The sequence below is a fragment of the Pseudomonas sp. P116 genome, from assembly GCF_020149425.1.
Taxonomy (GTDB): domain Bacteria; phylum Pseudomonadota; class Gammaproteobacteria; order Pseudomonadales; family Pseudomonadaceae; genus Aquipseudomonas; species Aquipseudomonas anatoliensis.
In genome coordinates this window covers 722,136-747,984 of the sequence record NZ_JACVHB010000001.1, presented here as the reverse complement: position 1 = coordinate 747,984, position 25,849 = coordinate 722,136, and the positions used below count along the sequence as shown (strand labels likewise).

The following is a 25,849-nucleotide window of genomic DNA, read 5'->3' as shown; positions in this document are numbered from 1 at the left end:
GGCGGGGCGATAGCGTCCCGCTGCACCTAATGGAGTGTTTATGGCAGTCAAAGTCCTGGTGGTGGACGATTCGGGTTTTTTCCGCCGCCGCGTCTCGGAAATTCTTTCAGCGGATCCGAGCATCCAGGTTGTCGGTACGGCAACCAACGGTAAAGAGGCGATCGATCAGGCCATGGCGCTCAAGCCTGACGTGATCACCATGGACTACGAGATGCCGATGATGGACGGCATCACGGCAGTGCGGCACATCATGCAGCGCTGCCCGACCCCGGTGTTGATGTTCTCCTCGCTGACCCACGAAGGCGCCCGGGTAACCCTGGATGCGCTGGACGCCGGCGCGGTGGATTTCCTGCCGAAGAATTTCGAAGACATCTCGCGTAACCCCGAGAAGGTCAAGCAACTGCTGTGCGAAAAGGTGCATAGCATCTCGCGCAGTAATCGTCGTTTCAGCGCTTACAGCACACCTGCGCCTGTTGCTGCTCCAGCACCTGCACCGACACCGGCCCCGGCCGCATCGAGTTACAGCAGCCACAGCAGCCACACCAGCAGCGCACCGGTACGCCCGGCACCTGCTCCGGCACCGACGCGCGCGCCGGTTGCCAGTGCTTCGTCGCCGGCACCGAAACGCAAGGCCTACAAACTGGTCGCCATCGGTACTTCGACTGGCGGCCCGGTTGCCCTGCAACGCGTGCTGACGCAGTTGCCGGCGAATTTCCCGGCGCCGATCGTGCTGATCCAGCACATGCCGGCGGCGTTCACCAAAGCCTTTGCCGAACGTCTGGACAAGCTCTGCCGCATCAGCGTCAAGGAAGCCGAGGATGGCGACATCCTGCGTCCTGGCCTGGCGCTGTTGGCACCCGGCGGCAAGCAAATGATGATCGACGGCCGTGGCGCGGTGAAAATCCTGCCGGGCGACGAGCGTCTGAACTACAAGCCGTGCGTGGACATCACCTTCGGTTCTGCAGCCAAGTCGTACGGCGACAAAGTTCTGGCGGTCGTGCTGACCGGCATGGGCGCCGACGGCCGTGAAGGCGCGCGCCTGCTCAAGCAGGGCGGCAGTTCGGTATGGGCGCAGGACGAAGCAAGCTGCGTGATCTACGGCATGCCGATGGCCATCGTCAAAGCCGACCTCGCTGATGCGGTGTACGGTCTGGACGACATCGGCAAGCACATCGTCGAGGCGTGTATCTGATGGATGTTCTAAGCCTTATCGGGATCATCATGGCGTTCGTCGCCATCATCGGCGGCAACTACCTGGAAGGTGGTCACCTCGGTGCGCTGGCCAACGGCCCGGCGGCACTGATCGTACTGGGCGGCACCATCGGTGCCGCGCTGCTGCAATCGCCGATGAGCGCGTTCAAACGCGCAATGCAGATCCTCGCCTGGATCTTCTTTCCGCCACGCGTGGACCTGGCTGGCGGCATCGACCGCGTGGTCAACTGGAGCCTCACCGCGCGCAAGGAAGGCTTGCTCGGTCTGGAAGGGGTGGCTGACGCCGAACCTGACAACTACTCGCGCAAAGGCCTGCAACTGCTGGTCGATGGCGCCGAGCCGGAAGCGATCCGCAGCATCCTCGAAGTGGATTTCTACACTCAGGAAGCGCGCGATATCGAAGCCTCCAAAGTCTTTGAAAGCATGGGCGGCTACGCGCCAACCATCGGCATCATCGGCGCGGTGATGGGCCTGATCCACGTGATGGGCAACCTCGCCGACCCGACGCAACTGGGCAGCGGCATTGCCGTGGCGTTCGTTGCGACGATCTATGGTGTGGCCAGTGCCAACCTGATCCTGTTGCCGGTGGCGGCCAAACTGAAGTCCATCGCGTTGCGGCAGTCGCGTTATCGCGAAATGTTGTTGGAAGGGATCCTGTCGATCGCCGAAGGTGAAAACCCGCGTTCTATCGAGCTGAAGCTTCAGGGCTTCATGGATTGATGGGGGTAATGGACTATGGCTCGTCGCAGGCATCAGGAAGAACACGTTAATCACGAGCGCTGGCTCGTGTCCTACGCCGACTTCATTACGCTGCTGTTCGCTTTCTTCGTGGTGATGTACTCGATCTCGTCGATCAACGAAGGCAAGTACAAGGAAATTTCCGAAGCGCTGGTCGGGGTCTTCACCGACTCCGACCGCGCGCTCAAGCCGATTCCGATTGGCGACGAGCGACCGAAGACCGTGACCCCGGCCAAGCCGCTGGTCAAGGACGCCGAACAGATTGACGCCGGTATCGCCGGCGGCAGTGATCCGCTGAAAAGCATTGCCGACGACATCAGTGCCGCGTTCGGTGACCTGATCAGCTCCAATCAGATGACTGTGCGCGGCAATGAGTTGTGGGTCGAGATCGAACTCAACTCCAGCCTGTTGTTCGGCAGCGGTGACGCCATGCCGAGCGACATCGCCTTCAACATCATCGACAAGGTTGCCGCGATCCTCAAACCGTTCGACAACCCGATCCACGTCGAAGGTTTTACCGACGACCAGCCGATCCGCACTGCGCAGTACCCGACCAACTGGGAGCTGTCCTCGGCGCGCTCGGCGAGCATCGTGCGCATGCTGGCGATGCAGGGCGTCAACCCTGGTCGACTGGCCTCGGTGGGCTACGGCGAATTCCAGCCAGTAGCGAATAACGCTACCGCCGAAGGCCGGGGGAAAAACCGTCGCGTGGTGCTGGTGGTGTCGCGCAATCTGGATGTGCGCCGTAGCCTGACGGGTACCGGAACCGCTCATGCGCAACCGGATGCCGCACTGAAGCGCGCTGGCACACAAACTGCACCGACCCCGGTCAAGACGCCGGGACGCGAGAGTGCCGTCAATTCTCCGTCACCCGCATTAATACGCTGAGCCATGTCTCGGCCGAGCATCTCGGTCGGGAGGAACGAACTGAATGAGAGTCTGGGCAGTCGCCAATCAAAAGGGTGGGGTCGGTAAAACCACCTCTTCCATCGCTTTAGCCGGATTGCTGGCCGAGGCGGGCAAGCGCGTGGTCGTGGTCGATCTCGACCCGCACGGCTCGATGACCAGCTATTTCGGCTATGACCCCGACAGCCTGGAACACAGCAACTACGACCTGTTCCTGCACAAGGGCAGCGTGCCGCAAGGCTTGCCCGGGCAGTTGCTGCTGTCGACCAGTGACGAACGCATTTCCCTGCTGCCCTCGAGCACCGCACTGGCGACGCTTGAGCGCCAGTCGCCGGGGCAAAGTGGCTTGGGGCTGGTGATCGCCAAGAGTCTGGCGCAGTTGTGGCAGGACTTCGATTACGCCGTCATCGACAGCCCGCCGTTGCTCGGCGTGCTGATGGTCAACGCCCTCGCGGCGAGCCAGCAACTGGTGATCCCGGTGCAAACCGAACACCTGGCCGTCAAAGGCCTGGAGCGCATGGTCAACACGCTGGCGATGATCAACCGCTCGCGCAAGCAGGCGCTGCCGTTCAGCATCGTGCCGACGTTGTTCGACCGTCGTACGCAGGCCTCGATGCATACCTTGCGCGTGCTGCGCGACAAATTTCCCGACGATATCTGGCAGGGTTATATCCCGGTCGATACGCGTCTGCGCGACGCCAGCCGCGCGGGTGTCACGCCATCGCAATTCGACGGCAAGAGCCGTGGCGTGCTGGCTTACCGCGCGCTGCTCAAGCATCTGTTGGCGCAACAACTTGTTGCGCAGGTGGCTTGAGATGATTTTGCCCTCTGTAGGAGCTGCGGCACGCTGCGATCTTTTGATCTGGCTTTGCAGCGCTTCTGAAAAGATCAAAAGAACTTTGCCTTGTGTAGGAGCTGCGGCACGCTGCGATCTTTTGATCTGGCTTTGTGGCGCTTCTGAAAAGATCCAAAGATCGCAGCGTTCCGCAGCTCCTACAGGGGGTTGTGTATGAATCGGCCGGTGAAGTTGACCTCCAAGCCGCAGATGGCGTTGCAGTCCTATCTGGACAGCTTGTTGGAGGAGATCCCGGACGAGTTGCCGGTGCAGGTCGCCTCGCAGCCTGAGGTAATTGAAAGCGCCGAAGCGCTGGATGAGTTCCAGGCGGCGGTGCTTGAAGAGCAGGCGCGCGATGCCGAGAAAGCGGCAAGGCCTGTTGCGCCGGTAGCTGCACCCGCCCCGGTGGTCAGGCCGCCCGTGGTGTTGCTCGAAACGGCTGAACCTGTGCGTGTGGTGTCGACCCTTGCGCCGCTGCTGCAAACGCAGTTGCTGCAAGCTGTGCCTGAACCCGTCGAGCCAGAGCCAGAAGCGCCAGCGGCCGAACCGGTTGTTCAAGCGCTCGTCACGCCGCTGGTGGAAGTGCATCTGCCGCCAAGCAACACACCGCCGCCGGTCGACACCGACGGCCGCCCGGCCTGGGCCTCCGAAGCCTTCGAATGCCTGCTGTTCGATGTCGCCGGGTTGACCCTGGCGGTGCCACTGGTCTGCCTGGGCTCGATCTACTCGCTGGCCGGCCACGAGCTGACGCCGCTGTTCGGTCAGCCGGAGTGGTTCCTCGGGATTCTGCCGAGCCAGGCCGGCAACCTGAAAGTATTGGACACCGCGCGCTGGGTCATGCCGGATCGCTATCGCGATGACTTCCGTCAGGGCTTGCAGTACGTGATTTCGGTACAAGGTTACGAGTGGGGCCTGGCGGTGCATCAGGTCAGTCGTTCGTTGCGTCTTGATCCGAATGAAATCAAATGGAGAAGTCACCGGGGTCAGCGGCCATGGCTTGCCGGCACCGTGATTGAACACATGTGCGCCTTGCTCGATGTTGCCGCACTGGCCGAGTTGATCGCCAGCGGCGGGGCAAAGCACATGCCCGGCAGTAAGCCGAACCACAAACCGACATAACAGACAGTACCGGCTTCGATATGCCGGAAAACGAAACATAAACCGCCACACGCGGTACTTCGAGGGGCTAGGGTATGAACGACAAGGCGACGGCGGCAAAGGGTTCTGAAGATCCGATCCTGCAATGGGTAACCTTCAAGCTGGATAACGAAACCTACGGCATCAACGTGATGCGCGTTCAGGAAGTGCTGCGCTACACCGAGATCGCTCCGGTGCCGGGTGCGCCGAGCTACGTGCTGGGCATCATCAACCTGCGCGGTAACGTGGTCACTGTGATCGACACCCGTCAGCGCTTCGGCCTGAACAGCGGCGAGATCAGCGACAACACCCGTATCGTCATCATCGAAGCCGACAAGCAAGTCGTCGGCATCATGGTCGACAGCGTGGCCGAAGTGGTTTATCTGCGTCAGTCGGAAATCGAGACGGCGCCAAACGTCGGCAACGAAGAGTCGGCCAAGTTCATCCAGGGCGTGTGCAACAAGAACAACGAGTTGCTGATCCTGGTCGAGCTGGACAAGATGATGAGCGAAGAAGAATGGTCGGACCTGGAGAACATCTGATTGATTCTCGAAGTTGCGGTCATTGTCCTGTTCCTCTTCTGGGCAGGCACGCTGGCAATGTTTCTGGCGTACATCAAGGCGCAGCGGGTCATCGCTGCGCAGCAGGCCGAGGGCGATGCGCTGCGTGATCAGCGCATCAAGGAACTGGCCAAGCGCGTTGACGATTATCAGAACGGTAATGTGCGCATGGGCGAAGCCCTGCACGAACTGCGTGCGGTAGTCGGTCCGTTGCCGGACAAAATCGTTCAGCTGGAACAGCGCGACCCGTCCAGCCTGTCGTTCGCCCAAGCGGCGAAACTGGTGGGGATGGGCGCGAGCGTTGATGAGCTGACTCAGTCCTGTGGCTTGACTCAGGCTGAAGCGGAGTTGATGCGTAAGCTACACAAGAACTGAAGCCAGCAAGATCAAAAGATCGCAGCCTTCGGCAGCTCCTGCACGGAATTCGCATTTCCCTGTAGGCGCTGCCGAAGGCTGCGATCTTTTGCTTTTAAGGCTTAATAATCATCCCCGCGCTCGGTGATGTCCTTCTCGACCATTGGCGCATCCGGGTCGTGTCCCTCGGGGAATTTCCCCTTCAGATTCCATGCAAACGCAATGATCTCGGCGATGGTGCGGTAGAGCTCTTCGGGAATGCTGTCGCCCAATTCCATTCGTGCCAACAGTCGCACCAGCTCGGCGTTCTCATAGATCGGCACTTCACAGTCGCGGGCGATCCGCAGGATTTCTTCGGCCAGTTCGTCATCACCTTTGGCGGTGAGCGTCGGGGCGTGGTTGCCGTCGTATTTGAGGGCGATGGCCTGGCGTGGAGCGGTGGCGTCATTCATGCGGTTTCATCAACCCAGCGGTGGTCGAGACGGGTTTGATTGCCTTGTGGCGGGGTGCCGTGGTGGCAGTCGATATCGCCAACGTTGAGCCCACGATCGAGCAGGCGCTGGCGTAGCGCGAACAGATTGTTTTCGATCAGATCGGCGGTGTACGGCCGTTCGGCCCACAGCTGGCCCGACAGACTGCCGGCGATCAACTGCGCCTGAATCTGCATCGGCCCGAGCGGTTCCATGTCGAACGCCAGGTCGACGCGCCACAGTTGCTGCTTGGGCTCGCGTTCGTCGCGGCGCTCGTTCGGTTGCGGTTCTTTCTCCGGCGCTTCTTCGCGCTGGAACTTGACCTGCAATGGCACGATGTCTTGCAGGTTGCGCATGGGGATTTCCAGCTGCCAGGTGCTGAGCAGCCGCCCGTCATCGGTGACGCCAGTCTGTTCCAGGCTCGACAACTGATGGCTTTGCAAGCGCGATACGGCAGCAGCGGCGAGGCGCAGCAAATGCTCCAGATCACCTTCGCCGTCCTGGCTTTGCAGCAAGCGGTCGGGCAGCGGGAAGCTGCTGGGCAGCGGTTTGGCGCTCACCTGGCCGAGCATGCCGAGGGCATTGCGTACGAAACTCGGCATCGCCTGCGCGAGGGTGTTGGCGGCGATGATGGCGTTGAAACTGGTGCTGCTCGGCAGCCCCGGTGTCAGTTGCGCGACCAGTTTGAGCAGATCGGCTTTCATGTCCGGGGCCAGCGTCGGGGTTTGTCCGGTCAGCAGTTTGGCTTCCAGAAACATGCCGCTGTTGGCCAAGGCCTGGGCGACACCTTTGGCTGTGCTCAGTTGTTGCACGTTCGGCAGGCTGGCGAGCAGGCGTTCTACCGCAGCGCGCAAATCTGTCGACGTTTGATCGGTGTTGGCTGGCAGGTTCTGCAACGCATTCAGCAAACCGGTCAATGAAGCCTGACGACTTTGCTGGCCGAGCAGTTGCTGGCTCACCGCCAATTGCTCCTGACGGTTGCTCAATGGCAGGAATTTCAACGTCTGCGAATCTTCGACCAACGCCGAGAGCAGGGTGCCGATGCGCAGTGGCTGCGGGCTTTCGATGGTCAATGTACTGCCGCTCAAGGCGGTATTGAGCAGGCTGACCATCGAACGAAACACCGTCGCTTGCCCCGGCGTTTGCGGGAGCACCTGAGAGGTCAGCACTTTGCCTTGCAGCAAGGTGCCCACGGGCAGTTGCGCGGTATCGATGCGGGTGAGGGTGGCAACGCTGCTGGCAATGGCCTGTTGCACGGTAATCGCCAGATTCCCCGCCGACGGCTGGGTGATCGCCAGACTGGTGCCTTGCGCCAGCGGTAAATTACTGGTCGCTTGCACGGTGGTCTGGCGGCCGCTGTCCAGCGTTACCTTGAGCAGCAGTTCAAACGTCTGATCCGCCTGCTTGAGCGACAACACCTCAGCCTTGGCGCTCTGGCCGGTCCCGATCAAGCCTTCGACCGGTGTCAGCAGCTTGAGCAACTCACCGACCTGCGGGCGAACGGTCGCCGGGGTGGTCGTCGGGAGCGGGAGGATGTTCATTTCGCCTGTCATACGCGGACACAACCTGAGGAAATTGCACTCTTGAGAGTAAGGCACGACATGTATAATGCCGCCCGTCTTGCGCTTCGTTCAAAAAACATAGCAATTGTTTGACGCAGCTCTCTAGATCGAGCCGTCATTGCATTTATGCTGCATCTCTTTAACGGCCGCACCAGAGCCGACTTGAACCGTATAAGGCCCGTGATCCCTTGACCAGTCCTGTCCTGCAAACCGTTGCCCTCGCGTGTGAACGTGATCTGAGGCTGCTCTTCGAAAATCTCGAATTGCGACTCGTCAGCGGCGATATGGTGCAGATCAGCGGCCCTAACGGCAGCGGTAAAACCAGTTTGCTGCGTTTGCTGGCCGGTCTGATGCAGCCGACCGAAGGTCAGGTCCTGCTCAATGGTCTGCCATTGACCGGACAGCGCAGTGAACTGGCGCGCAATCTGTTGTGGATCGGCCATGCCGCCGGGATCAAGGACTTGCTGAGCCCGGAAGAGAACCTGTCGTGGCTCTGCGCCCTGCATCATCCCGCCGAACGCGACGCCATCTGGCAAGCCTTGGCAGCAGTAGGATTGCGCGGATTCGAAGATGTTCCCTGCCACAGTCTGTCCGCCGGTCAACAACGCCGCGTGGCGCTGGCGCGACTGTATCTCGATAGCCCGCCGCTGTGGATTCTCGATGAGCCGTTTACCGCCCTCGACAAACAGGGTGTGGCGCAACTCGAAGAACATCTGGCCGCACACTGCGAGCGCGGCGGTCTGGTGGTGTTGACCACGCACCACACCCTGACCCGGATGCCTTCGGGTTATCGCGACATCGATTTGGGGAGCTGGGCAGTATGAGCGTGTTCGGCCTGCTGGTTGCCCGTGAGTCCCGACTGCTGTTTCGCCGCCCGGCGGAGCTGGCCAATCCACTGATTTTCTTTGCCATCGTCATCGCTTTGTTCCCGCTGGCCGTCGGCCCGGAAACTCAAGTGTTGCAAAACCTGTCCCCGGGGTTAGTCTGGGTGGCGGCGCTTTTGTCGGTGCTGCTCTCGCTGGACGGGCTTTTCCGCAGTGATTTCGAAGATGGCTCCCTTGAACAGTGGGTCCTTTCGTCGCACCCGCTGCCACTTCTGGTCTTGGCCAAGGTGCTGGCACACTGGCTCTTTTCCGGTCTGGCGCTGGTTTTGCTCTCACCCTTGCTGGCGTTGATGCTCGGTTTGCCTGCTGCCTGTCTGCCGGTATTGCTGTTGTCGTTGCTGCTGGGTACGCCGGTGCTGAGTTTGCTCGGCGCGGTGGGCGCGGCGTTGACGGTGGGTTTGAAGCGTGGCGGCCTGTTGCTGGCGCTGCTGATTCTGCCGTTGTACATCCCGGTGTTGATCCTCGGCAGTGGCGCCTTGCAGGCAGCCTTGCAAGGCATGCCGGCGACCGGTTATCTGCTGTGGCTTGGGAGCCTGACCGCCCTGGCGATAACCCTGACACCCTTTGCAATAGCGGCTGGCCTGAAGATCAGCGTCGGCGAATAATAATGAGGTCTGGTTAAAAATTAACCGCTTTTTTTCAAGAAAGGCATGACCCAAATGCCAGCTCACACCGATGAGCGGCACCCGTGATGGATACAGTATGAACTGGACCTGGTTTCACAAGCTCGGCTCGCCCAAGTGGTTCTACGGCATCAGCAGCAAGTTCTTGCCGTGGTTGAGCATTGCAGCGTTGCTGCTGATTGGTGTCGGCGTTGTCTGGGGCCTGGCCTTCGCGCCGCCGGATTATCAGCAAGGCAACAGCTTTCGCATCATCTACATTCACGTACCCGCCGCGATGCTCGCTCAGTCGATCTACGTGATGCTGGCGGTGTGCGGTGTGGTCGGTCTGGTGTGGAAGATGAAACTGGCCGACGTCGCGCTGCAATGCGCCGCACCGATTGGCGCGTGGATGACTGCCGTGGCGCTGGTCACCGGGGCGATCTGGGGCAAACCGACGTGGGGCTCGTGGTGGGTCTGGGATGCGCGCCTGACTTCGATGCTGATTCTGCTGTTCCTGTATTTCGGCCTGATCGCGCTGGGCAATGCCATCAGCAACCGCGACAGCGCCGCCAAGGCCTGCGCGGTGTTGGCCATCGTCGGCGTGATCAACATCCCGATCATCAAATACTCGGTGGAGTGGTGGAACACCCTGCACCAAGGCGCGACTTTCACCCTCACCGAAAAACCGGCGATGCCCGTCGAAATGTGGCTGCCGCTGCTGCTGACGGTGTTGGGTTTCTACTGCTTCTTCGGCACCGTGCTGTTGCTGCGCATGCGCCTTGAAGTGCTCAAGCGCGAAGCCCGCGCCAGTTGGGTGAAAGAAGAAGTGCAGAACAGTCTGGAGGTCGCGCGATGAGTTTTGCTTCATTCGGCGACTTCCTCGCCATGGGCCATCATGGCCTGTATGTCTGGTCGGCCTACGGCATCTGTCTGGCGGTACTGGTCCTCAACGTCGCGGCGCCCATTGCCGCCCGCAAGCGCTATCTGCAACAAGAGGCGCGTCGTCTGCGCCGGGAGAACGGCAAGTGAATCCGCTGCGTAAAAAGCGTCTGATCATCATTCTGGCAATTCTGGTCGGGGTCGGCGCGGCTGTCGGCCTGGCCTTGAGCGCGCTGCAGGAAAACATCAACCTGTTTTACACGCCAACCCAGATTGCCAACGGCGAAGCACCACAGGGCACGCGTATTCGCGCCGGCGGCATGGTCGAGGCCGGCTCCCTGCAGCGCTCCCCGGATTCGCTGGACGTCAGATTCGTCGTCACCGATTTCAAGAAATCCGTGACCATCACCTATCGCGGCATCCTTCCGGACCTGTTCCGCGAAGGGCAGGGCATTGTCGCCCTGGGCAAGATCAACGCCGACGGTGTCGTCGTCGCCGATGAAGTGCTGGCCAAGCATGACGAGAAGTACATGCCGCCGGAAGTGACCAAAGCGTTGAAAGACAGCGGTCAATCCGCTCCGACCCCAGTGAAGGAGGGTTGATTGATGACTTCCGGTATTTTTATTCCCGAGCTCGGCCATCTGGCGATGATTCTGGCGCTGTGTTTTGCGCTGGTGCAGGCCGTGGTGCCATTGGTCGGTGCCTGGCGCGGTGACCGCTTCTGGATGAGTCTGGCCCAGCCGGCCGCGTGGGGGCAGTTCGCGTTTTTGCTGTTCGCTTTCGGCTGCCTGACCTACGCGTTCATGGCCGATGACTTCTCCGTCGCCTATGTGGCCAACAACTCCAACAGCGCGTTGCCGTGGTATTACAAATTCAGCGCGGTGTGGGGCGCCCACGAAGGCTCGTTGTTGCTGTGGGCATTGATCCTCGGCGGCTGGACGTTCGCCGTGTCGGTGTTCTCGCGCCAGTTGCCGCAAGTCATGCTCGCCCGCGTCCTGGCAGTGATGGGCATGATCAGCACCGGTTTCCTGCTGTTCCTGATCCTCACGTCCAACCCGTTCAAACGCATCCTGCCGCAAATGCCCAGCGATGGCGCCGACCTGAATCCCTTGTTGCAAGACATCGGCCTGATCGTGCATCCGCCGATGTTGTACATGGGTTATGTCGGATTCTCGGTGGCGTTCGCGTTCGCCATCGCGGCATTGATGGGCGGTCGTCTTGATGCGGCGTGGGCGCGCTGGTCGCGTCCTTGGACGATTGTGGCCTGGGCCTTCCTCGGTATCGGTATCACCCTCGGGTCGTGGTGGGCTTACTACGAACTCGGCTGGGGCGGCTGGTGGTTCTGGGACCCGGTGGAAAACGCCTCGTTCATGCCATGGCTGGTCGGCACCGCGCTGATTCACTCGCTGGCGGTTACCGAGAAACGTGGCGTGTTTAAAAGCTGGACGGTGTTGCTGGCGATTGCCGCTTTCTCGCTGAGCCTGCTCGGTACGTTCCTGGTGCGTTCCGGTGTGCTGACTTCGGTGCACGCATTTGCGTCCGACCCGGAGCGCGGCGTGTTCATCCTGATCTTCCTGCTGTTTGTCGTCGGTGGTTCGCTGACTCTGTTTGCATTGCGCGCGCCGGTCGTAAAAAGCCAGGTCGGCTTCAACCTGTGGTCGCGGGAAACCCTGCTGCTGGGCAACAACCTGGTATTGGTCGTGGCGGCGTCGATGATCCTGCTCGGCACCTTGTACCCGCTGATTCTCGATGCCTTGAGCGGCGCCAAACTGTCGGTCGGGCCGCCGTACTTCAACGCGCTGTTCATTCCGTTGATGGCGCTGTTGATGATAGTGATGGCGGTGGGCATGCTCGTGCGCTGGAAAGACACTCCGGTGAAATGGCTGTTGAACATGCTGGCCCCCGTGCTGCTCGGCAGCGTTGCTTTGGCCGTCATCGCCGGTATTGCTTACGGCGATTTCAACTGGGCGGTGATCGCCACCTTCCTGCTCGCCGCGTGGGTATTGCTGGCCGGTGTGCGCGACATCTTCGACAAGACCCGCCACAAAGGCCTGATCAAGGGCCTGCCAACCCTGACTCGCAGCTACTGGGGCATGCAGATCGCTCACCTCGGTATCGCCGTTTGCGCGTTGGGCGTGGTGTTGTCGAGCCAGAACAGTGCCGAGCGCGACCTGCGTCTGGCACCGGGCGAGTCGATGGATCTGGGCGGTTACCAGTTTGTGTTCGAAGGCGCCAAGCACTTCGAAGGGCCGAACTTCACGTCCGACAAGGGCACAATCCGGGTGATCCGTGACGGCAAGGAAATCAGCGTGCTGCACCCTGAGAAGCGTCTATACACCGTGCAGAACTCGGTGATGACCGAAGCCGGGATTGACGCCGGTTTCACCCGTGACCTCTACGTCGCATTGGGTGAACCGCTGGAAAACGGCGCGTGGGCGGTGCGCGTACACGTCAAACCGTTCGTGCGCTGGATCTGGTTCGGCGGCTTGCTGACCGGTTTCGGCGGGTTGCTGGCGGCGATGGATCGACGCTACCGAGTCAAGGTTAAAGCCCGTGTGCGTGAAGCGCTGGGCATGGAAGGAGCGGCTGCATGAGACGTTGGTTGATGCTGGTGCCCCTGGCGATTTTCCTGCTGGTGGCGGTATTCCTTTATCGCGGTCTGTACCTTGATCCGGCGGAACTGCCGTCGGCGATGATCAACAAACCATTCCCGGAGTTTTCCCTGCCAAATGTGCAGGGCGACAAGACTTTGACCAAGGCTGACATTCTCGGCAAACCGGCACTGGTCAACGTCTGGGGCACCTGGTGCATTTCCTGCCGGGTCGAGCACCCGGTGCTGAACAAACTCGCCGAGCGCGGCGTGGTGATCTACGGCATCAACTACAAGGACATCAACGCCGATGCCTTGAAGTGGCTGGCCGAGTTCCACAATCCTTATCAGCTCGACATCCGTGACGACGAAGGCTCGCTGGGCTTGAACCTCGGTGTTTATGGTGCGCCGGAAACCTTTTTCATCGACGCCAAGGGCATCATTCGCGACAAGTACGTCGGTGTGATCGACGAGCAGGTCTGGCGCGAAAAACTCGCGGCGAAGTACCAGGCGCTGGTCGATGAGGCCAAGCCATGAAGCGCTTTTTAGCTGCCCTGGTGCTGGGCTTGAGTCTGGTCGGCGTGGCTCACGCGGCCATCGACACTTACGAGTTCGCCAAAGAAGGCGACCGCGAGCGTTTCCGCGAACTGACCAAGGAACTGCGCTGCCCCAAGTGCCAGAACCAGGACATCGCCGACTCCAATGCCCCGATTGCCGCCGACCTGCGCAAAGAGATTTTCCGTATGCTGGGCGAGGGCAAGGACAATCAGCAGATCATCGACTTCATGGTCGACCGCTACGGTGATTTCGTCCGCTACAAACCTGCACTGAACGCCAAGACCGCGCTGCTGTGGTTTGGCCCGGCCGGTCTGCTGCTCGGTGGTTTTGTGGTGATCGCGGTGATCGTCCGCCGCCGTCGCGGACAACGCGCCGAGACACCGCAATCGCTGTCTGCCGAAGAACGTCAGCGCCTCGACCAACTGTTGGATAAAAACCAAGAATGATTGATTTCTGGCTTGCCGCAGGGCTGTTGCTTCTGGTCGCCCTGAGTTTTCTGCTGATCCCGGTGTTGCGTGAACGTCGCGCCCAGCGTGAAGAGGATCGTACTGCCCTGAACGTCGCGCTCTATCAGGAACGCGTTGCCGAGTTGCAAACGCAACAGGCCGAGGGCGTACTCGATGCCGCGCAAATGGACAGCGGCCGCGCTGAAGCCGCGCGTGAGCTGCTCGCCGATACCGAAGGCGTTACCGCGCCGCGGGTGTCCCGACTGGGCAAGCCGTTGCCGCTGCTGGCTGCCGTGTTGGTGCCGGTATTGGGCCTGGCGCTGTACTTGCACTTCGGCGCCGCCGACAAGGTTGAACTGACCCGCGAATTCGCCCAGGCGCCGCAGTCGATGGAAGAGATGACCCAGCGTCTGGAGCGCGCCGTTGCGGCGCAACCGGATTCCGCTGAAGGCCTCTACTTCCTCGGCCGTACCTACATGGCTCAGGAGCGTCCGGCGGACGCGGCGAAGATGTTCGAGCGCGCCGCCAACCTCGCCGGTCGCCAACCTGAGTTGCTTGGTCAGTGGGCGCAGGCACAGTATTTTGCCGACGGTAAAAAGTGGTCTGACAAGATTCAGGCCCTGACCGACGAAGCGCTGAAGGCTGACCCGAAAGAAGTCACCAGCCTCGGCCTGCTGGGCATCGCCGCGTTCGAAGGCGAGCGTTATCAGCAAGCCATCGATTACTGGAACCGTTTGCTGGCGCAACTGCCGCCGGACGACAAATCCCGGGCCGCACTGCAAGTCGGGATCGAACGAGCAGCCGAGCGTCTTAAGGCCAGTGGCGGCACAGTCGCTGAGGCCACAGCGCCGAAAGCTGCTTTGTTGAAAGTCAGCGTCGAACTGGCCAGCGAACTCAAAGGCAAGGTGCAGCCGGGCGACAGCGTGTTCATTTTCGCCCGCGCTACGTCTGGTCCGCCGGCGCCATTGGCGGCCAAGCGTCTGACCGTCGCTGATCTGCCGGTGACTGTCGAACTGGGCGATGCCGACGCAATGATGCCGCAGTTGAAACTGTCGAACTTCCCTGAAGTCCAACTGGTTGCGCGCGTCTCCCGTGCAGGCAAACCGACTGCTGGTGAATGGGTCGGTCGCAGCGGGCCTCTGCCCAGCAGCACCACCGCGCCGCAAAAACTGACCATCGACCGCCCGGATAAATAACCGGAACCACAGGAAAGCACCGACATGCACACCATCGCCCGAATCACAGTCCTCACACTGGCCCTGGGCTTGAGTGCATGTGCGGTGCAACGACCGGAACCGACCACCAACCTGCCGCCGATTCCGCCCTCACAGCCAAGCCCGACCCCGTCGACTTCGCCGGCCCCAGGCAAAAGCATCCCGGCCAAACCGGCAAAACCCGTCCCGCGCACCTCGGCCAGCTTCGCCCCACCACCGGGCGGCAACAGCCACTGGGATCAGAAACTCGGCGTCTACGTCCTGGACGATCAGACCAACACCTTCTATCGCCAGCGCACCTACTACCGCTGGAACAACGGCTGGAGCCGCGCGGTCAGCCCCAACGGCCCATGGGAAGACACCAACATCCACGGCGTGCCGCCGGGGTTGGGCAAGAAATTCGGGCAGTAATTGAAAACGGCGATCCTCGGATCGCCGTTTTGCTGTGTGCCTGTTGGGTTCACACAGAAATTGCTCAAGGAAGTGCTGCGCAAAGCTCAGGGTTTTGCGGTTCCAATCACACCCTGTAAAACAACCAGACGTCGCACTGCCACTTTCTGTGCTTGAGTAAAGATAACTCTAGAGTTATTTTTAACGGGCCTTGGCAAGGAGGCGATTGGTGCAAAGCAGGTTATTGATCAAGGAGCTGGAGGAAGCAGGTTGGACGCTGGATCGTGTCACCGGCAGTCATCACATCTTCAGGCACCGTTACAACCCGAACACGATTCCCGTCCCGCATCCGAAAAAGGATTTGCCATTGGGAACGGTCAAAAGCATCAGGAGGCGTGCCGGGTTGGACAACCCGCCAGCCAGCTATGAAGGAGATCCATAATGCAATATCCAATCTGCATCGAGTGGGGCGATGAGAGCACCGCCATTGGTATTCAGATCCCCGATATTCCTGGCGCCGTAACGGCCGGGGATACCTTTGAAGATGCCTACAACGCGGCAGTTGAGATCGCGCACATCATGCTGCAAGAGATTGTGGCGGATGGGCATTCGGTTCCGCTGCCAACCTCGGCGGCGGCACATCGCAATAATCCGGAATTTGCCGAGATGGGCTGGGGCATGCTGGAGCTGGATATCTCGCCGTATCTGGGCAAGACCGAAAAGGTCAATGTGACGCTGCCCGGTTATGTGATCCAGCGAATCGACCGTTATGTGCGCGAGCACAACGTCAAAAGCCGCTCCTCGTTTCTGGCGGATGCGGCGATGGAAAAATTGGTTCGATATTGACGACAACGCCCCCACAGGGTCAGTGCTTAACCTGTGGGGGCGAGTCTGCTGGCGATATTTTTAGCGTGTCAGGCAGCCGCCAGTGAGCGCTTTTCGGAAACACTCAAAAACCGCAACAACGCCAGCAACGGAAACACACTGCCGACAATCACGATCCACAACCAGCCACCATGCTCATACACCGCGCTGGCCACCGACGAGCCGAAAGCGCCGCCGATGAAGATGCTGGTCATGTACAGCGCGTTCAGACGACCACGGCTTTTGGCGTCCAGCGAGTACACCGCACGTTGGCCGAGCACCATGTTCATCTGCACGCAGAAGTCGAGGACGACGCCGGTCACGGCCAGGCCGATGACGCTGTAGGCCGGGTGGATGAAGGCGGGCAGGAAGCTCAGACTGGCGAACAGCATGGCCAGCAAGGACGCGATGCGTGTGTGGCCGGCATCGGCCAGGCGGCCGCTGATTGGCGCGGCGATGGCACCGATGGCGCCGACCAGGGCGAAGATCGCGATCTCGGTTTGCGACAGACCATGATTGCGCGCCAGTTCCAGCGGCACTGCGGTCCAGAACAGACTGAACGCGGCGAACATGCAGCCCTGATAAAACGCACGCTGACGCAGCACCGGTTGCTGGCGCAACAGTGTCCACAGCGAGCCGAGCAATTGGCCGTAGGACGCGCTGTGATCGGGTTGGCGCTTGGGAACTGTCAGTGCCAGCACCACGCTGATCGCCGCCATCAACGCCGCCGCGATCATGAACATTGCCCGCCAGCCCAAGTGGTCAGCGACCACGCTCGACACCGGCCGCGCTAACAGGATGCCCAGCAGCAAGCCGCCCATGATTCCGCCGACAACTCGGCCGCGAGATTCCTCAGGCGCCAGATGTGCGGCCAATGGAATCAGGATCTGCACCGACACCGAACTGAAGCCAACCAGCAACGAGATCAGCAGAAACAGGTTGGGCTGGTCGGTGAACGCCGCAGCCAGCAGGCTCGCAATCGCCACGACGGTGGTGATGATCATCAACCGACGGTTTTCCAGCAGGTCCGCCAACGGCACCAGAAAGAACAGGCCCAGCGCGTAGCCGATCTGCGTCAGCGAGACGATGAAACTGGCCATAGTGTCGGTCAGACCGATGTCTGGCGCGATCAGGCCGATGATCGGCTGCGCGTAGTAGATGTTGGCAACGATGGCGCCGCAGCAGAATGCGAACAGCAGCACCATGCCTCGGGTCATTGCGTGAGTCGTGGCGGTCATAGGGTTTCTCGATCCAGCGAAAGGAATGCGGTGAGGCTATGGGACAAACGGGGCGGGCAGAAGACGCCTTGGGTTGATATCAGTTATCAAGGTGCGCGATGTTGGGGTGTTTCAGCGTGTCATCCTGGGTGGACCTTGCGTCCGACCGATGAGCGTCGATGATACATTCACTTACATCTGTTCGATAGCGTGCTTATGATCACAAGCTCCCCCCTCACCCTAGCCCTCTCCCGAGGGAGAGGGAACTGATTGGGGGATGCTTGAGAAATACGCCGACCTGAACGAGCGTGACCGAATCCATAATCGCCACAATCTTTCAGGTCGACGCATGACGCAAAACAACGCGGTCGGCCCCCTCTCCCTCCGGGCGGTCCGTTTCGGGAGGGTTGGGGTGAGGGTGAATTCTGGCCACAAAAAAGGCGACCTGCCGAGGTCGCCTTTTTCATCACCGCTTAAACCTTACTGCCCCGTGTAAATCTGATCAAAAACCCCACCATCATTAAAGTGCGTCTTTTGCACGGTGCGCCAGTCGCCAAAAGTCTTCTCCACCGAGAGGAAATCAACTTTCGGGAAACGATCGGTGTACTTCGCCAGCACCGCCGGATCACGCGGACGCAGGTAGTTGGCCGCAGCAATTTCCTGGCCTTGTGGCGACCACAGGTACTTCAGATATTCATCAGCGGCCGCACGCGAGCCTTTCTTGTCGACGACTTTGTCGACCACCGAAACCGGTGGCTCGGCCTCGGCGGAGACACTTGGGTAGACGACTTCAAACTGATCCCGACCAAATTCGCGAGCGATCATTTCGGCTTCATTCTCGAAGGTCACCAGCACGTCGCCGATCTGGTTGGTCATGAACGTGGTGGTGGCGGCGCGGCCACCGGTATCGAGCACTGGCGCTTGCTTGAACAGTTTGCCGACGAACTCCTTGGCCTTGTTCTCGTCACCGCCGTTCTTCAGCACATAGCCCCATGCCGACAGGTAGGTATAGCGACCGTTGCCCGACGTTTTCGGGTTCGGCACGATCACTTGTACGCCATCCTTGAGCAGATCCGGCCAGTCTTTCAGGGCTTTCGGGTTGCCTTTGCGGACGATGAACACGGTGGCGGAAGTGAACGGCGCGCTGTTGTTTGGCAGGCGTGTGACCCAGTTCTCCGGCACCAGTTTGCCGTTGTCGGCGAGGGCGTTGATGTCGGTCGCCATGTTCATGGTGATGACGTCAGCCGGCAAGCCGTCGATGACCGACCGCGCCTGCTTGCTCGAACCGCCGAAGGACATCTGCACGGTGATGTTTTCGTTGTGCTCGGCTTGCCAGTGTTTCTGGAACGCAGTGTTGTAGTCCTTGTAGAAATCGCGCATCACGTCGTATGAAACGTTGAGCAGGGTCGGTGCGGCTTGAGCCACGCTGCCGAACGCGAGACCAGCGGCGAGAAGTGAGGCGCCAAAGAGTTTTTTCACTGCGCATTCCTTGTTGTTTATGTATGTAGGAGCTGCAGAAGGCCTGCGATCTTTTGATCTTATAGACAAACATCAAAAGATCGCAGCCTTCGGCAGCTCCTACAGGGAGTGATGTTTAATTGCCACTGACTATAACGGGCAGCGCATAGTCCTTTAAAGATTAAAAAGCTCTTTGCTTATTCCATTTTTTTGAACAATGCGTTGCCACACCGCGAGCAGAATGCCGCGCCATGTTCGTGGCTGTTCTTCTTGCACACCGGGCAATCATGTTGCAGCTGTTCGCCGCGCATGGCGTTGGCCAGTTCGGCGGTGAAAATCCCGGTGGGCACGGCGATGATCGAGTAACCGGTGATCATCACCAGCGACGAAATTACCTGCCCTAACGGCGTCTTAGGCACGATGTCGCCAAAACCCACGGTGGTCAGCGTCACGATAGCCCAATAGATGCCTTTGGGAATGCTGGTGAAGCCGTGCTCCGGGCCTTCGATCACGTACATCAACGTACCGAACACCGTCACCAGCGTGCAGACACTGACCAGAAACACCACGATTTTCTGTTTGCTGCCGCGCAGCGCCGACATCAAGTAGTTGGCTTGCTTGAGGTACGGGCTGAGCTTGAGCACGCGGAAAATCCGCAGCATGCGGATGATGCGAATAATCAGCAGATACTGCGCATCGCTGTAATACAGCGCGAGAATGCCCGGCACGATCGCCAGCAAATCCACCAACCCGTAAAAACTGAAGGCATAGCGCAGCGGCTTGGGCGAACAGTAAAGACGCAGGATGTACTCACCGAGAAAGATGATCGTGAAACCCCACTCGATGTAGGCCAGCACGTTGGCGTAGTTCTGGTGAATGCTGTCGATGCTGTCGAGCATCACGATCACCAGGCTGGCGAGGATGATCAACAGCAAAATGCCGTCGAAGCGCCGCCCTGCGAGGGTATCGCTCTGGAAAATCATGACGTAAAGCCGTTCACGCCAGTTGTTGCTGCTGTCCATGAATAACGCCTGAATCAAAGATCAGCGCAGCCTAGGTTGATTCTCCCCTTGAGCGCAAGGCGTGCTGTCGACGTTGGCTTTGCCAAGCATCTGGATACCGGCGCGGATCAGCCAGCAGGCCAGGATGAACGGCGCGGTCAATGTGGCCAGACCCATGGCGGCGAACAGCGGTGTGATCAGCAATGCCAGGACGATGCCGAGCAAGGGCAACCACGGTTGTTCGCGTTGAGCACTGAAGGCGAGGGCGGCGAGTACGGCGTTGTAGCTGCCCAGGCCCAGCAGCGCGGAACCGGTTTCGTGGTGCAGCAGACTCGACGCGAGCCCGATTGCAGAAGCCAGCAGTGCCCAGGCAAAAGCGCGGCGATCAGCGATCAGCAAACCGATGGCAATCAACACCCCGGCCAATGGATGCCCGAGGAACATCACCTGACCGAGCCCTTTGAACTCGGCAGCGAGCAGATTGAGCAGGTTCATCTCGACGTGAGCCATCGGCGCCGACGGTTCGGCGAACAGCAGTAACACCCAACTCATGGCCACGAACGGCGAGGTGTAGGCCGGTATGGATCGGTTGCGGTACACATGTTTGAGCCATTGTTGCGTGAGCATCGCGCTTAAGCCGCCGGCGGCAAGAATCAGCGGCGGCAGCAGCGGTGACCAAGGGAAATAGAGGCTCAGCAACAAGCCGAGCAGAACACCGTTGTAACTGAACAACCCGGCCTGGCGATCAGCCTTGGCGTAGTTTCGCCGTTGCGCAGTCAGCAATCCGGCGACGGCGCCCAGCAGCGCACCGGCGAACAGCACAGGCGCGGTCAGCAGGATCGCCAGCAGACACAGCAGGCCGCACAGCGGATGGCGCTGGAGAAATATCTGACTGAAACCGTTGAGCAAAGCCTCGGCCCAGTCGGGGCAGTGGGTGTTGAAATGTTTGGCAGGCATGTCGAAAAAATCTGGGCAGTTGGAAAAGCAAAAGGTCTTGCGAGTAACTGTGGCGAGGGGATTTATCCCCGATGGGCTGCGAAGCAGCCCCCAGTCGGTGAATGCGGTTTTTCTGTGAAAACCGTCGGCCCCCAAAAGCGATGACTGCTGCGCAGCCAGTCGGGGATAAATCCCCTCACCACAGGTTTTTGTACTTACATCGAAACTGTTGTTAAGAGCAGAAGTGTTGCTTAGATCAATGTTTCGATCCGCAGCGAGTTCGTCGACCCCGGCTGCCCAAACGGCACGCCCGCGGTAATCAGCAGCGTGTCGCCACGCTCCGCCATTCCCTGCGCCTGGGCGATTTCCAGCGCTGTCGAACAAACCTCATCGACCTGACGCAGGCGATCGTTGACCACCGAGTGAATGCCCCACGCCACGCTCAAACGGCGCGCGGTCTGCAGGTTCGGCGTCAGGTTGAGGATCGGTGCTTTCGGCCGTTCCCGCGATGCACGCAGGCTCGATGCGCCCGACTCGCTGTAGTTGACCAAAACGGCAACCGGCAACACGTTGCTGATGCGCCGGATCGCGCAGCTGATTGCATCGGAAACGGTGGCCTCAGCCTTCGGCCGACTGACGTCCAGTTGCGTCTGATAATCCGGACCGTTTTCCACCTGGCGGATGATCTTGCTCATCATCTGCACGGCTTCCAGCGGGTACTCGCCGGACGCGGTTTCCGCCGACAGCATGACCGCATCGGCACCTTCGGCCACGGCGTTGGCAACGTCGGTGACTTCGGCGCGAGTCGGGGCAGGGGAGAAGCGCATCGACTCGAGCATTTGCGTCGCGACGACGACAGGTTTGCCGAGTTCGCGGCAGGTGGTGATGATGTTTTTCTGGATCTGCGGCACGCTCTCGGCCGGCACTTCCACGCCCAGATCACCGCGAGCAACCATGATCGCGTCGCTCAGTTCGGCGATTTCACGCAGTTGCTCAACCGCCGACGGCTTCTCGATTTTCGCCATCAAAAACGCCTTGTCGCCGATCAGTGCGCGGGCCTCGAGAATGTCTTGCGGACGCTGCACAAACGACAGCGCGACCCAATCCACACCCAGTTCCAGGCCGAAGCTCAGATCGCGGCGATCCTTGGCGGTCAACGGGCTGAGTTCGAGCACCGCTTGTGGCACGTTCACACCTTTGCGATCCGACAGTTCGCCGCCATTGAGCACGGTGGTGTCGATCGCGTCGGCGTATTTGGTCACCACGCGCAGGCGCAGTTTGCCGTCGTCGAGCAGCAGATCCATGCCCGCTTCCAGCGCTTCGATAATCTCCGGATGGGGCAGATTCACCCGGCGCTCATCGCCCGGTGTCGCGTCCAGATCGAGACGGAATGCCTGACCGCGATGCAACTGCACCTTGCCGTCAGCGAATTTGCCGACGCGCAGTTTCGGCCCTTGCAGGTCCATCAGAATGCCCAGCGGATAGTTGAGCTGGCGCTCGACTTCGCGGATCCACTGATAGCGCTTGGCGTGGTCGGCGTGATCACCGTGGCTGAAGTTGAGGCGGAAGATATTGACCCCGGCCTCGACCAGTTCGCGGATAGCGTCAATGCCATCGACCGCAGGCCCGAGGGTGGCGAGGATTTTGACCTTTTTATCAGGCGTCATGATTTAGAGTTCTCAAGGATCAGAATGGCGCGGAAGTCGTTGACGTTGGTGCGGGTCGGCTCGGTGACGATCAGCGCATCGAGTGCCTGGAAGTAGCCGTAGCCGTTGTTGTTATCCAGCTCGTCGCTGGCGCTCAGGCCAAGGGCGGCGGCGCGGGCGTAGCTGTCCGGGGTCATGATGGCGCCGGCGTTGTCTTCCGAGCCGTCGATGCCGTCAGTGTCACCGGCCAAGGCGTAGACGCCGGGCTGGCCCTTGAGGCTGTCGGTCAGGCTCAGGAGGAATTCGGCGTTGCGGCCGCCACGGCCATTGCCGCGCACGGTCACGGTGGTTTCGCCGCCGGAGAGGATCACGCAGGGCGCTGCCAGTGGCTGGCCGTGGTTGATGATCTGGCGGGCGATGCCGGCGTGGACTTTCGCCACTTCGCGCGACTCACCTTCCAGGTCGCCGAGGATCAGCGTGCTGAAACCGGCCTGACGGCATTTCACCGCCGCCGCATCAAGCGATTGCTGCGGACGGGCGATCAACTGGAAATGACTGCGCGCCAGGCTCGGGTCGCCGGGTTTTACGGTTTCCGACTCGGGGCTTTGCAGCCAGTTGCGTACCGACGCCGGGATCTCGATGCCGTAGCGTTTGATGATCGCCAAGGCTTCGGCTGAAGTACTCGGATCGGCCACGGTCGGGCCGGAAGCGATGACCGTGGCGAGGTCGCCCGGTACATCGGAAATCGCATAGGTGTAAACAGTTGCCGGCCAGCAGGCCTTGCCGAGACGGCCGCCCTTGATCGCCGAGAGGTGCTTGCGTACGCAGTTCATCTCGCCGATGGTCGCGCCGGATTTGAGCAGGGCTTTGTTGATCGACTGCTTGTCGGCAAGCGTGATGCTTTCGGCTGGCAGGGCGAGCAGGGCAGAGCCGCCACCGGACAGCAGGAAGATCACGCGGTCGTCTTCGCTCAGGTTGCTGACCAGTTCCAGCACGCGTTTGGCCACAGCCAGGCCCGCAGCGTCGGGCACCGGATGCGCGGCCTCGACCACCTCGATTTTTTCGCACGGGGCGCCGTGACCGTAACGGGTCACAACCAGGCCTGTGACTTCACCTTCCCAGCAGCGCTCGACCACTTGCGCCATGGCAGCGGCGGCTTTGCCGGCGCCGATGACGATCACCCGACCGGTGCGGTCGGCTGGCAGATGGGCTTCGAGGACTTGCTGCGGATGAGCCGCGTCGATGGCTGTGGCAAACAGCTCGCGCAGCAGTTGTTGCGGATCGACCGACATGGCGGGCTCCCGGAATTCTTGTTATTCGAAAGGGCAACTCGGATCCCTGTAGGAGTGAGCCTGCTCGCGATTCAGGCAGCGCGGTGTTTCAGGTACACCGCGGTGATTTCATCGCGAGCAGGCTCACTCCTACAGGTTTGATGAAGGCTTATTTCTTGTCGCGAATCGAGAAGTTGGCCATGTGTTCCAGACCCTTGATCAGCGCCGAGTGGTCCCAGTTGCTGCCACCGATCGCCGCGCAGGTGCTGAACACTTGCTGAGTGTTGGCGGTGTTCGGCAGGTTGATGTTCAGCTCCTTGGCGCCTTGCAGGGCCAGGTTCAGGTCCTTCTGGTGCAGGCTGATGCGGAAGCCTGGATCGAAGGTGCCTTTGATCATGCGCTCGCCGTGCACTTCGAGAATCTTGGACGAGGCGAAACCACCCATCAGCGCTTCACGCACCTTGGCTGGATCCGCACCGTTTTTCGAAGCGAACAGCAGTGCTTCGGCGACAGCCTGAATGTTCAGGGCAACGATGATCTGGTTGGCAACCTTGGCGGTCTGACCGTCGCCATTGCCACCGACCAGGGTGATGTTCTTGCCCATGGCCTGGAACAGCGGCAATGCGCGTTCAAAGGCATCGGCGTCGCCACCGATCATGATGCTCAGGGTCGCGGCTTTGGCGCCGACTTCACCGCCGGACACTGGTGCGTCGAGGTATTGCGCGCCTTTCTCGTTGATCTTCGCCGCGAAAGCCTTGGTGGCGGTCGGCGAGATCGAGCTCATGTCGATGACGATTTTGCCTTTGCTGATGCCGGCCGCAACACCGTCGGCGCGGAACAGCACGTCATCGACCTGCGGGGTATCCGGGACCATGACGATGATGAATTCAGCTTCCTGCGCGACTTCGCGCGGGTTGGCCAGAGCGACGGCGCCAGCGGCAACCAGGTCGGCAGGTGCGGCGTCGTGGTGCGCCGACAGGAACAGGCTGTGACCGGCTTTCTGCAGGTTCGCCGCCATTGGGTGGCCCATGATGCCGGTGCCGATAAATCCGATTTTAGCCATGAGAAAATCCTCTTGTTTTTGTCTTGCCCCCTGTAGGAGCTGCCGCAGGCTGCGATCTTTTGATGTTGCTTTTGAAGATCAAGATCAACAGATCGCAGCCTGCGGCAGCTCCTACAGGGGTGATGTGTTTGATTAAATTGCGTTGTGGGTTTTCAACCAGCCCAGACCCGCTTCAGTAGTGGTCAGCGGCTTGTACTCGCAACCCACCCAACCCTGATAACCGATGCGGTCGAGGTGTTCGAACAGGAAGCGATAGTTGATCTCGCCAGTGCCCGGCTCGTTACGCCCCGGGTTGTCCGCGAGCTGCACATGGTTGATCTCGCCCAGGTGCGATTGCAGGGTGCGGGCCAGATCGCCTTCCATGATTTGCATGTGATAGATGTCGTATTGCAGGAACAGATTGGCGCTGCCGACCTGCTCGCGAATCGACAGGGCTTGCGCCGTGTTGTTCAGGTAGAAGCCCGGAATGTCACGGGTGTTGATGGCTTCCATCACCAGTTTGATGCCCGCCGCTTGCAGCTTGTCGGCGGCGTACTTGAGGTTGGCGACAAAGGTCTTTTCAACGGTGGCATCGTCAACGCCCTGCGGACGGATACCGGCCAGGCAGTTGATCTGGGTGTTGCCCAGCACTTGTGCGTAAGCAATCGCCAGATCGACCCCGGCGCGGAACTCTTCAACCCGGTCCGGCAGGCACGCGATACCGCGCTCGCCCTTGGCCCAGTCACCGGCCGGCAGGTTGAACAGCACTTGGGTCAGACCGTTGGCGTCGAGCCTGGCCTTGATTTCGGCAGAGCTGAAGTCGTACGGGAACAGGTATTCAACACCACTGAAACCAGCCTTGGCGGCGGCGTCGAAACGGGCAAGGAAATCCTGTTCGGTGAACAGCATGGACAGGTTGGCTGCGAAACGCGGCATGGTGGTCTCCCGTTGCAAATTAATGTTGATGGCCCGTGTAGGAGCTGCCGCAGGCTGCGATCTTTTGATCTCGATCTTCAAAACCCAAGATCAAAAGATCGCAACCTGCGGCAGCTCCTACAGAGGCATCAAACCTGCGGA

At 60.3% G+C, this 25,849-nt stretch carries 29 protein-coding genes; 19 read left to right on the top strand and 10 right to left on the bottom strand.

The window, feature by feature from the left end:
- Positions 1–40 precede the first annotated feature (40 nt).
- The 7 genes from ICA15_RS03715 (at position 41) to ICA15_RS03685 (ending at position 5,763) form a co-directional block, all read left to right on the top strand.
- Positions 41–1,192 carry a chemotaxis response regulator protein-glutamate methylesterase gene (locus ICA15_RS03715; RefSeq protein WP_210553691.1) on the top strand — a complete coding sequence of 384 codons (1,152 nt, stop codon included), beginning with the start codon at positions 41–43 and terminating at the stop codon, positions 1,190–1,192.
- Positions 1,192–1,932, top strand: coding sequence for a flagellar motor protein (locus ICA15_RS03710; protein WP_150601175.1), 741 nt, complete (start codon positions 1,192–1,194; stop codon positions 1,930–1,932). The genes ICA15_RS03715 and ICA15_RS03710 overlap by 1 nt, the downstream gene beginning before the upstream one ends.
- 15 nt (positions 1,933–1,947) lie before the next feature.
- Positions 1,948–2,838: a flagellar motor protein MotD gene (gene motD, locus ICA15_RS03705; RefSeq protein WP_150601176.1), complete on the top strand. Its 891-nt coding sequence runs from the start codon at positions 1,948–1,950 to the stop codon at positions 2,836–2,838.
- Between the two features lie 43 nt (positions 2,839–2,881).
- Complete coding sequence (locus ICA15_RS03700; protein WP_150601177.1) at positions 2,882–3,670, top strand: ParA family protein; 789 nt, start codon at positions 2,882–2,884, stop codon at positions 3,668–3,670.
- Between the two features lie 195 nt (positions 3,671–3,865).
- Positions 3,866–4,810, top strand: a complete 945-nt coding sequence (locus ICA15_RS03695) for a CheW domain-containing protein (protein WP_210553690.1) — start codon at positions 3,866–3,868, stop codon at positions 4,808–4,810.
- A 74-nt stretch (positions 4,811–4,884) separates the two neighbouring features.
- Positions 4,885–5,370, top strand: coding sequence for a chemotaxis protein CheW (locus ICA15_RS03690; protein WP_108226832.1), 486 nt, complete (start codon positions 4,885–4,887; stop codon positions 5,368–5,370).
- Complete coding sequence (locus tag ICA15_RS03685) at positions 5,371–5,763, top strand: DUF2802 domain-containing protein (RefSeq protein ID WP_047300282.1); 393 nt, start codon at positions 5,371–5,373, stop codon at positions 5,761–5,763. It abuts the gene before it with no gap.
- A gap of 101 nt (positions 5,764–5,864) precedes the next feature.
- On the opposite strand, the gene ICA15_RS03680 is transcribed toward ICA15_RS03685, so the two are convergent.
- Together ICA15_RS03680 and ICA15_RS03675 are read right to left on the bottom strand one after the other, a co-directional pair.
- Complete coding sequence (locus ICA15_RS03680; RefSeq protein ID WP_047300283.1) at positions 5,865–6,194, bottom strand: EscU/YscU/HrcU family type III secretion system export apparatus switch protein; 330 nt, start codon at positions 6,192–6,194, stop codon at positions 5,865–5,867.
- Positions 6,191–7,765 (bottom strand): flagellar hook-length control protein FliK, encoded by a 1,575-nt coding sequence (locus ICA15_RS03675; RefSeq protein ID WP_150618521.1) that lies wholly within the window; start codon positions 7,763–7,765, stop codon positions 6,191–6,193. Before ICA15_RS03675 ends, ICA15_RS03680 begins: the two co-directional genes overlap by 4 nt.
- Before the next feature lie 197 nt (positions 7,766–7,962).
- On the opposite strand from ICA15_RS03675, the gene ccmA reads away from it, so the two are divergent.
- From ccmA to ICA15_RS03615, 12 genes are all read left to right on the top strand, one after another.
- Positions 7,963–8,598, top strand: coding sequence for a cytochrome c biogenesis heme-transporting ATPase CcmA (ccmA, locus tag ICA15_RS03670; RefSeq protein ID WP_210553689.1), 636 nt, complete (start codon positions 7,963–7,965; stop codon positions 8,596–8,598).
- Complete coding sequence (gene ccmB / locus ICA15_RS03665) at positions 8,595–9,263, top strand: heme exporter protein CcmB (protein ID WP_007919970.1); 669 nt, start codon at positions 8,595–8,597, stop codon at positions 9,261–9,263. The genes ccmA and ccmB overlap by 4 nt, the downstream gene beginning before the upstream one ends.
- A 97-nt stretch (positions 9,264–9,360) precedes the next feature.
- Positions 9,361–10,116 carry a heme ABC transporter permease gene (locus ICA15_RS03660; RefSeq protein WP_150601182.1) on the top strand — a complete coding sequence of 252 codons (756 nt, stop codon included), beginning with the start codon at positions 9,361–9,363 and terminating at the stop codon, positions 10,114–10,116.
- Positions 10,113–10,289: a heme exporter protein CcmD gene (gene ccmD, locus ICA15_RS03655; protein ID WP_007959239.1), complete on the top strand. Its 177-nt coding sequence runs from the start codon at positions 10,113–10,115 to the stop codon at positions 10,287–10,289. Before ICA15_RS03660 ends, ccmD begins: the two co-directional genes overlap by 4 nt.
- The gene (gene ccmE, locus ICA15_RS03650) at positions 10,286–10,741 is read left to right on the top strand and encodes a cytochrome c maturation protein CcmE (RefSeq protein ID WP_150601183.1); all 456 of its coding nucleotides are present in this window, start codon (positions 10,286–10,288) and stop codon (positions 10,739–10,741) included. Before ccmD ends, ccmE begins: the two co-directional genes overlap by 4 nt.
- A 3-nt stretch (positions 10,742–10,744) precedes the next feature.
- Positions 10,745–12,733 carry a heme lyase CcmF/NrfE family subunit gene (locus tag ICA15_RS03645; RefSeq protein WP_150618525.1) on the top strand — a complete coding sequence of 663 codons (1,989 nt, stop codon included), beginning with the start codon at positions 10,745–10,747 and terminating at the stop codon, positions 12,731–12,733.
- Positions 12,730–13,266: a DsbE family thiol:disulfide interchange protein gene (locus ICA15_RS03640; RefSeq protein ID WP_210553688.1), complete on the top strand. Its 537-nt coding sequence runs from the start codon at positions 12,730–12,732 to the stop codon at positions 13,264–13,266. Before ICA15_RS03645 ends, ICA15_RS03640 begins: the two co-directional genes overlap by 4 nt.
- Entirely contained in the window at positions 13,263–13,733 is a 471-nt protein-coding gene (locus ICA15_RS03635) for a cytochrome c-type biogenesis protein (RefSeq protein WP_150601186.1), read from the top strand. Before ICA15_RS03640 ends, ICA15_RS03635 begins: the two co-directional genes overlap by 4 nt.
- On the top strand, positions 13,730–14,929 hold the full coding sequence (ccmI, locus tag ICA15_RS03630) for a c-type cytochrome biogenesis protein CcmI (protein ID WP_210553687.1): 1,200 nt from the start codon (positions 13,730–13,732) through the stop codon (positions 14,927–14,929). The genes ICA15_RS03635 and ccmI overlap by 4 nt, the downstream gene beginning before the upstream one ends.
- Positions 14,930–14,953: 24 nt before the next feature.
- A complete protein-coding gene (locus ICA15_RS03625; RefSeq protein ID WP_150601188.1) occupies positions 14,954–15,358 on the top strand; it encodes a hypothetical protein in 405 nt (134 codons plus the stop codon).
- 208 nt (positions 15,359–15,566) lie between these two features.
- The gene (locus ICA15_RS03620) at positions 15,567–15,779 is read left to right on the top strand and encodes a type II toxin-antitoxin system HicA family toxin (protein WP_210553686.1); all 213 of its coding nucleotides are present in this window, start codon (positions 15,567–15,569) and stop codon (positions 15,777–15,779) included.
- Positions 15,779–16,183 (top strand): type II toxin-antitoxin system HicB family antitoxin, encoded by a 405-nt coding sequence (locus ICA15_RS03615; RefSeq protein WP_150601192.1) that lies wholly within the window; start codon positions 15,779–15,781, stop codon positions 16,181–16,183. Before ICA15_RS03620 ends, ICA15_RS03615 begins: the two co-directional genes overlap by 1 nt.
- 68 nt (positions 16,184–16,251) lie before the next feature.
- Here the strand turns inward: ICA15_RS03615 and ICA15_RS03610 are convergent, their stop codons facing one another.
- From ICA15_RS03610 to hyi, 8 genes are all read right to left on the bottom strand, one after another.
- Entirely contained in the window at positions 16,252–17,439 is a 1,188-nt protein-coding gene (locus ICA15_RS03610; protein ID WP_150597142.1) for an MFS transporter, read from the bottom strand.
- 459 nt (positions 17,440–17,898) lie between these two features.
- On the bottom strand, positions 17,899–18,897 hold the full coding sequence (locus tag ICA15_RS03605; protein ID WP_210553685.1) for a sulfate ABC transporter substrate-binding protein: 999 nt from the start codon (positions 18,895–18,897) through the stop codon (positions 17,899–17,901).
- A gap of 176 nt (positions 18,898–19,073) precedes the next feature.
- Positions 19,074–19,898 (bottom strand): ion transporter, encoded by an 825-nt coding sequence (locus ICA15_RS03600; RefSeq protein ID WP_150618431.1) that lies wholly within the window; start codon positions 19,896–19,898, stop codon positions 19,074–19,076.
- 21 nt (positions 19,899–19,919) lie between these two features.
- A complete protein-coding gene (locus ICA15_RS03595; protein WP_210553684.1) occupies positions 19,920–20,834 on the bottom strand; it encodes an urea transporter in 915 nt (304 codons plus the stop codon).
- A gap of 230 nt (positions 20,835–21,064) precedes the next feature.
- A complete protein-coding gene (pyk, locus tag ICA15_RS03590; RefSeq protein ID WP_042558272.1) occupies positions 21,065–22,480 on the bottom strand; it encodes a pyruvate kinase in 1,416 nt (471 codons plus the stop codon).
- Positions 22,477–23,751, bottom strand: coding sequence for a glycerate kinase (locus tag ICA15_RS03585; RefSeq protein ID WP_210553683.1), 1,275 nt, complete (start codon positions 23,749–23,751; stop codon positions 22,477–22,479). Before ICA15_RS03585 ends, pyk begins: the two co-directional genes overlap by 4 nt.
- A gap of 148 nt (positions 23,752–23,899) precedes the next feature.
- Positions 23,900–24,793 carry a 2-hydroxy-3-oxopropionate reductase gene (locus ICA15_RS03580; RefSeq protein WP_042558274.1) on the bottom strand — a complete coding sequence of 298 codons (894 nt, stop codon included), beginning with the start codon at positions 24,791–24,793 and terminating at the stop codon, positions 23,900–23,902.
- A gap of 132 nt (positions 24,794–24,925) precedes the next feature.
- Positions 24,926–25,708, bottom strand: coding sequence for a hydroxypyruvate isomerase (hyi, locus tag ICA15_RS03575; protein WP_016987505.1), 783 nt, complete (start codon positions 25,706–25,708; stop codon positions 24,926–24,928).
- Positions 25,709–25,849: the final 141 nt, after the last annotated feature.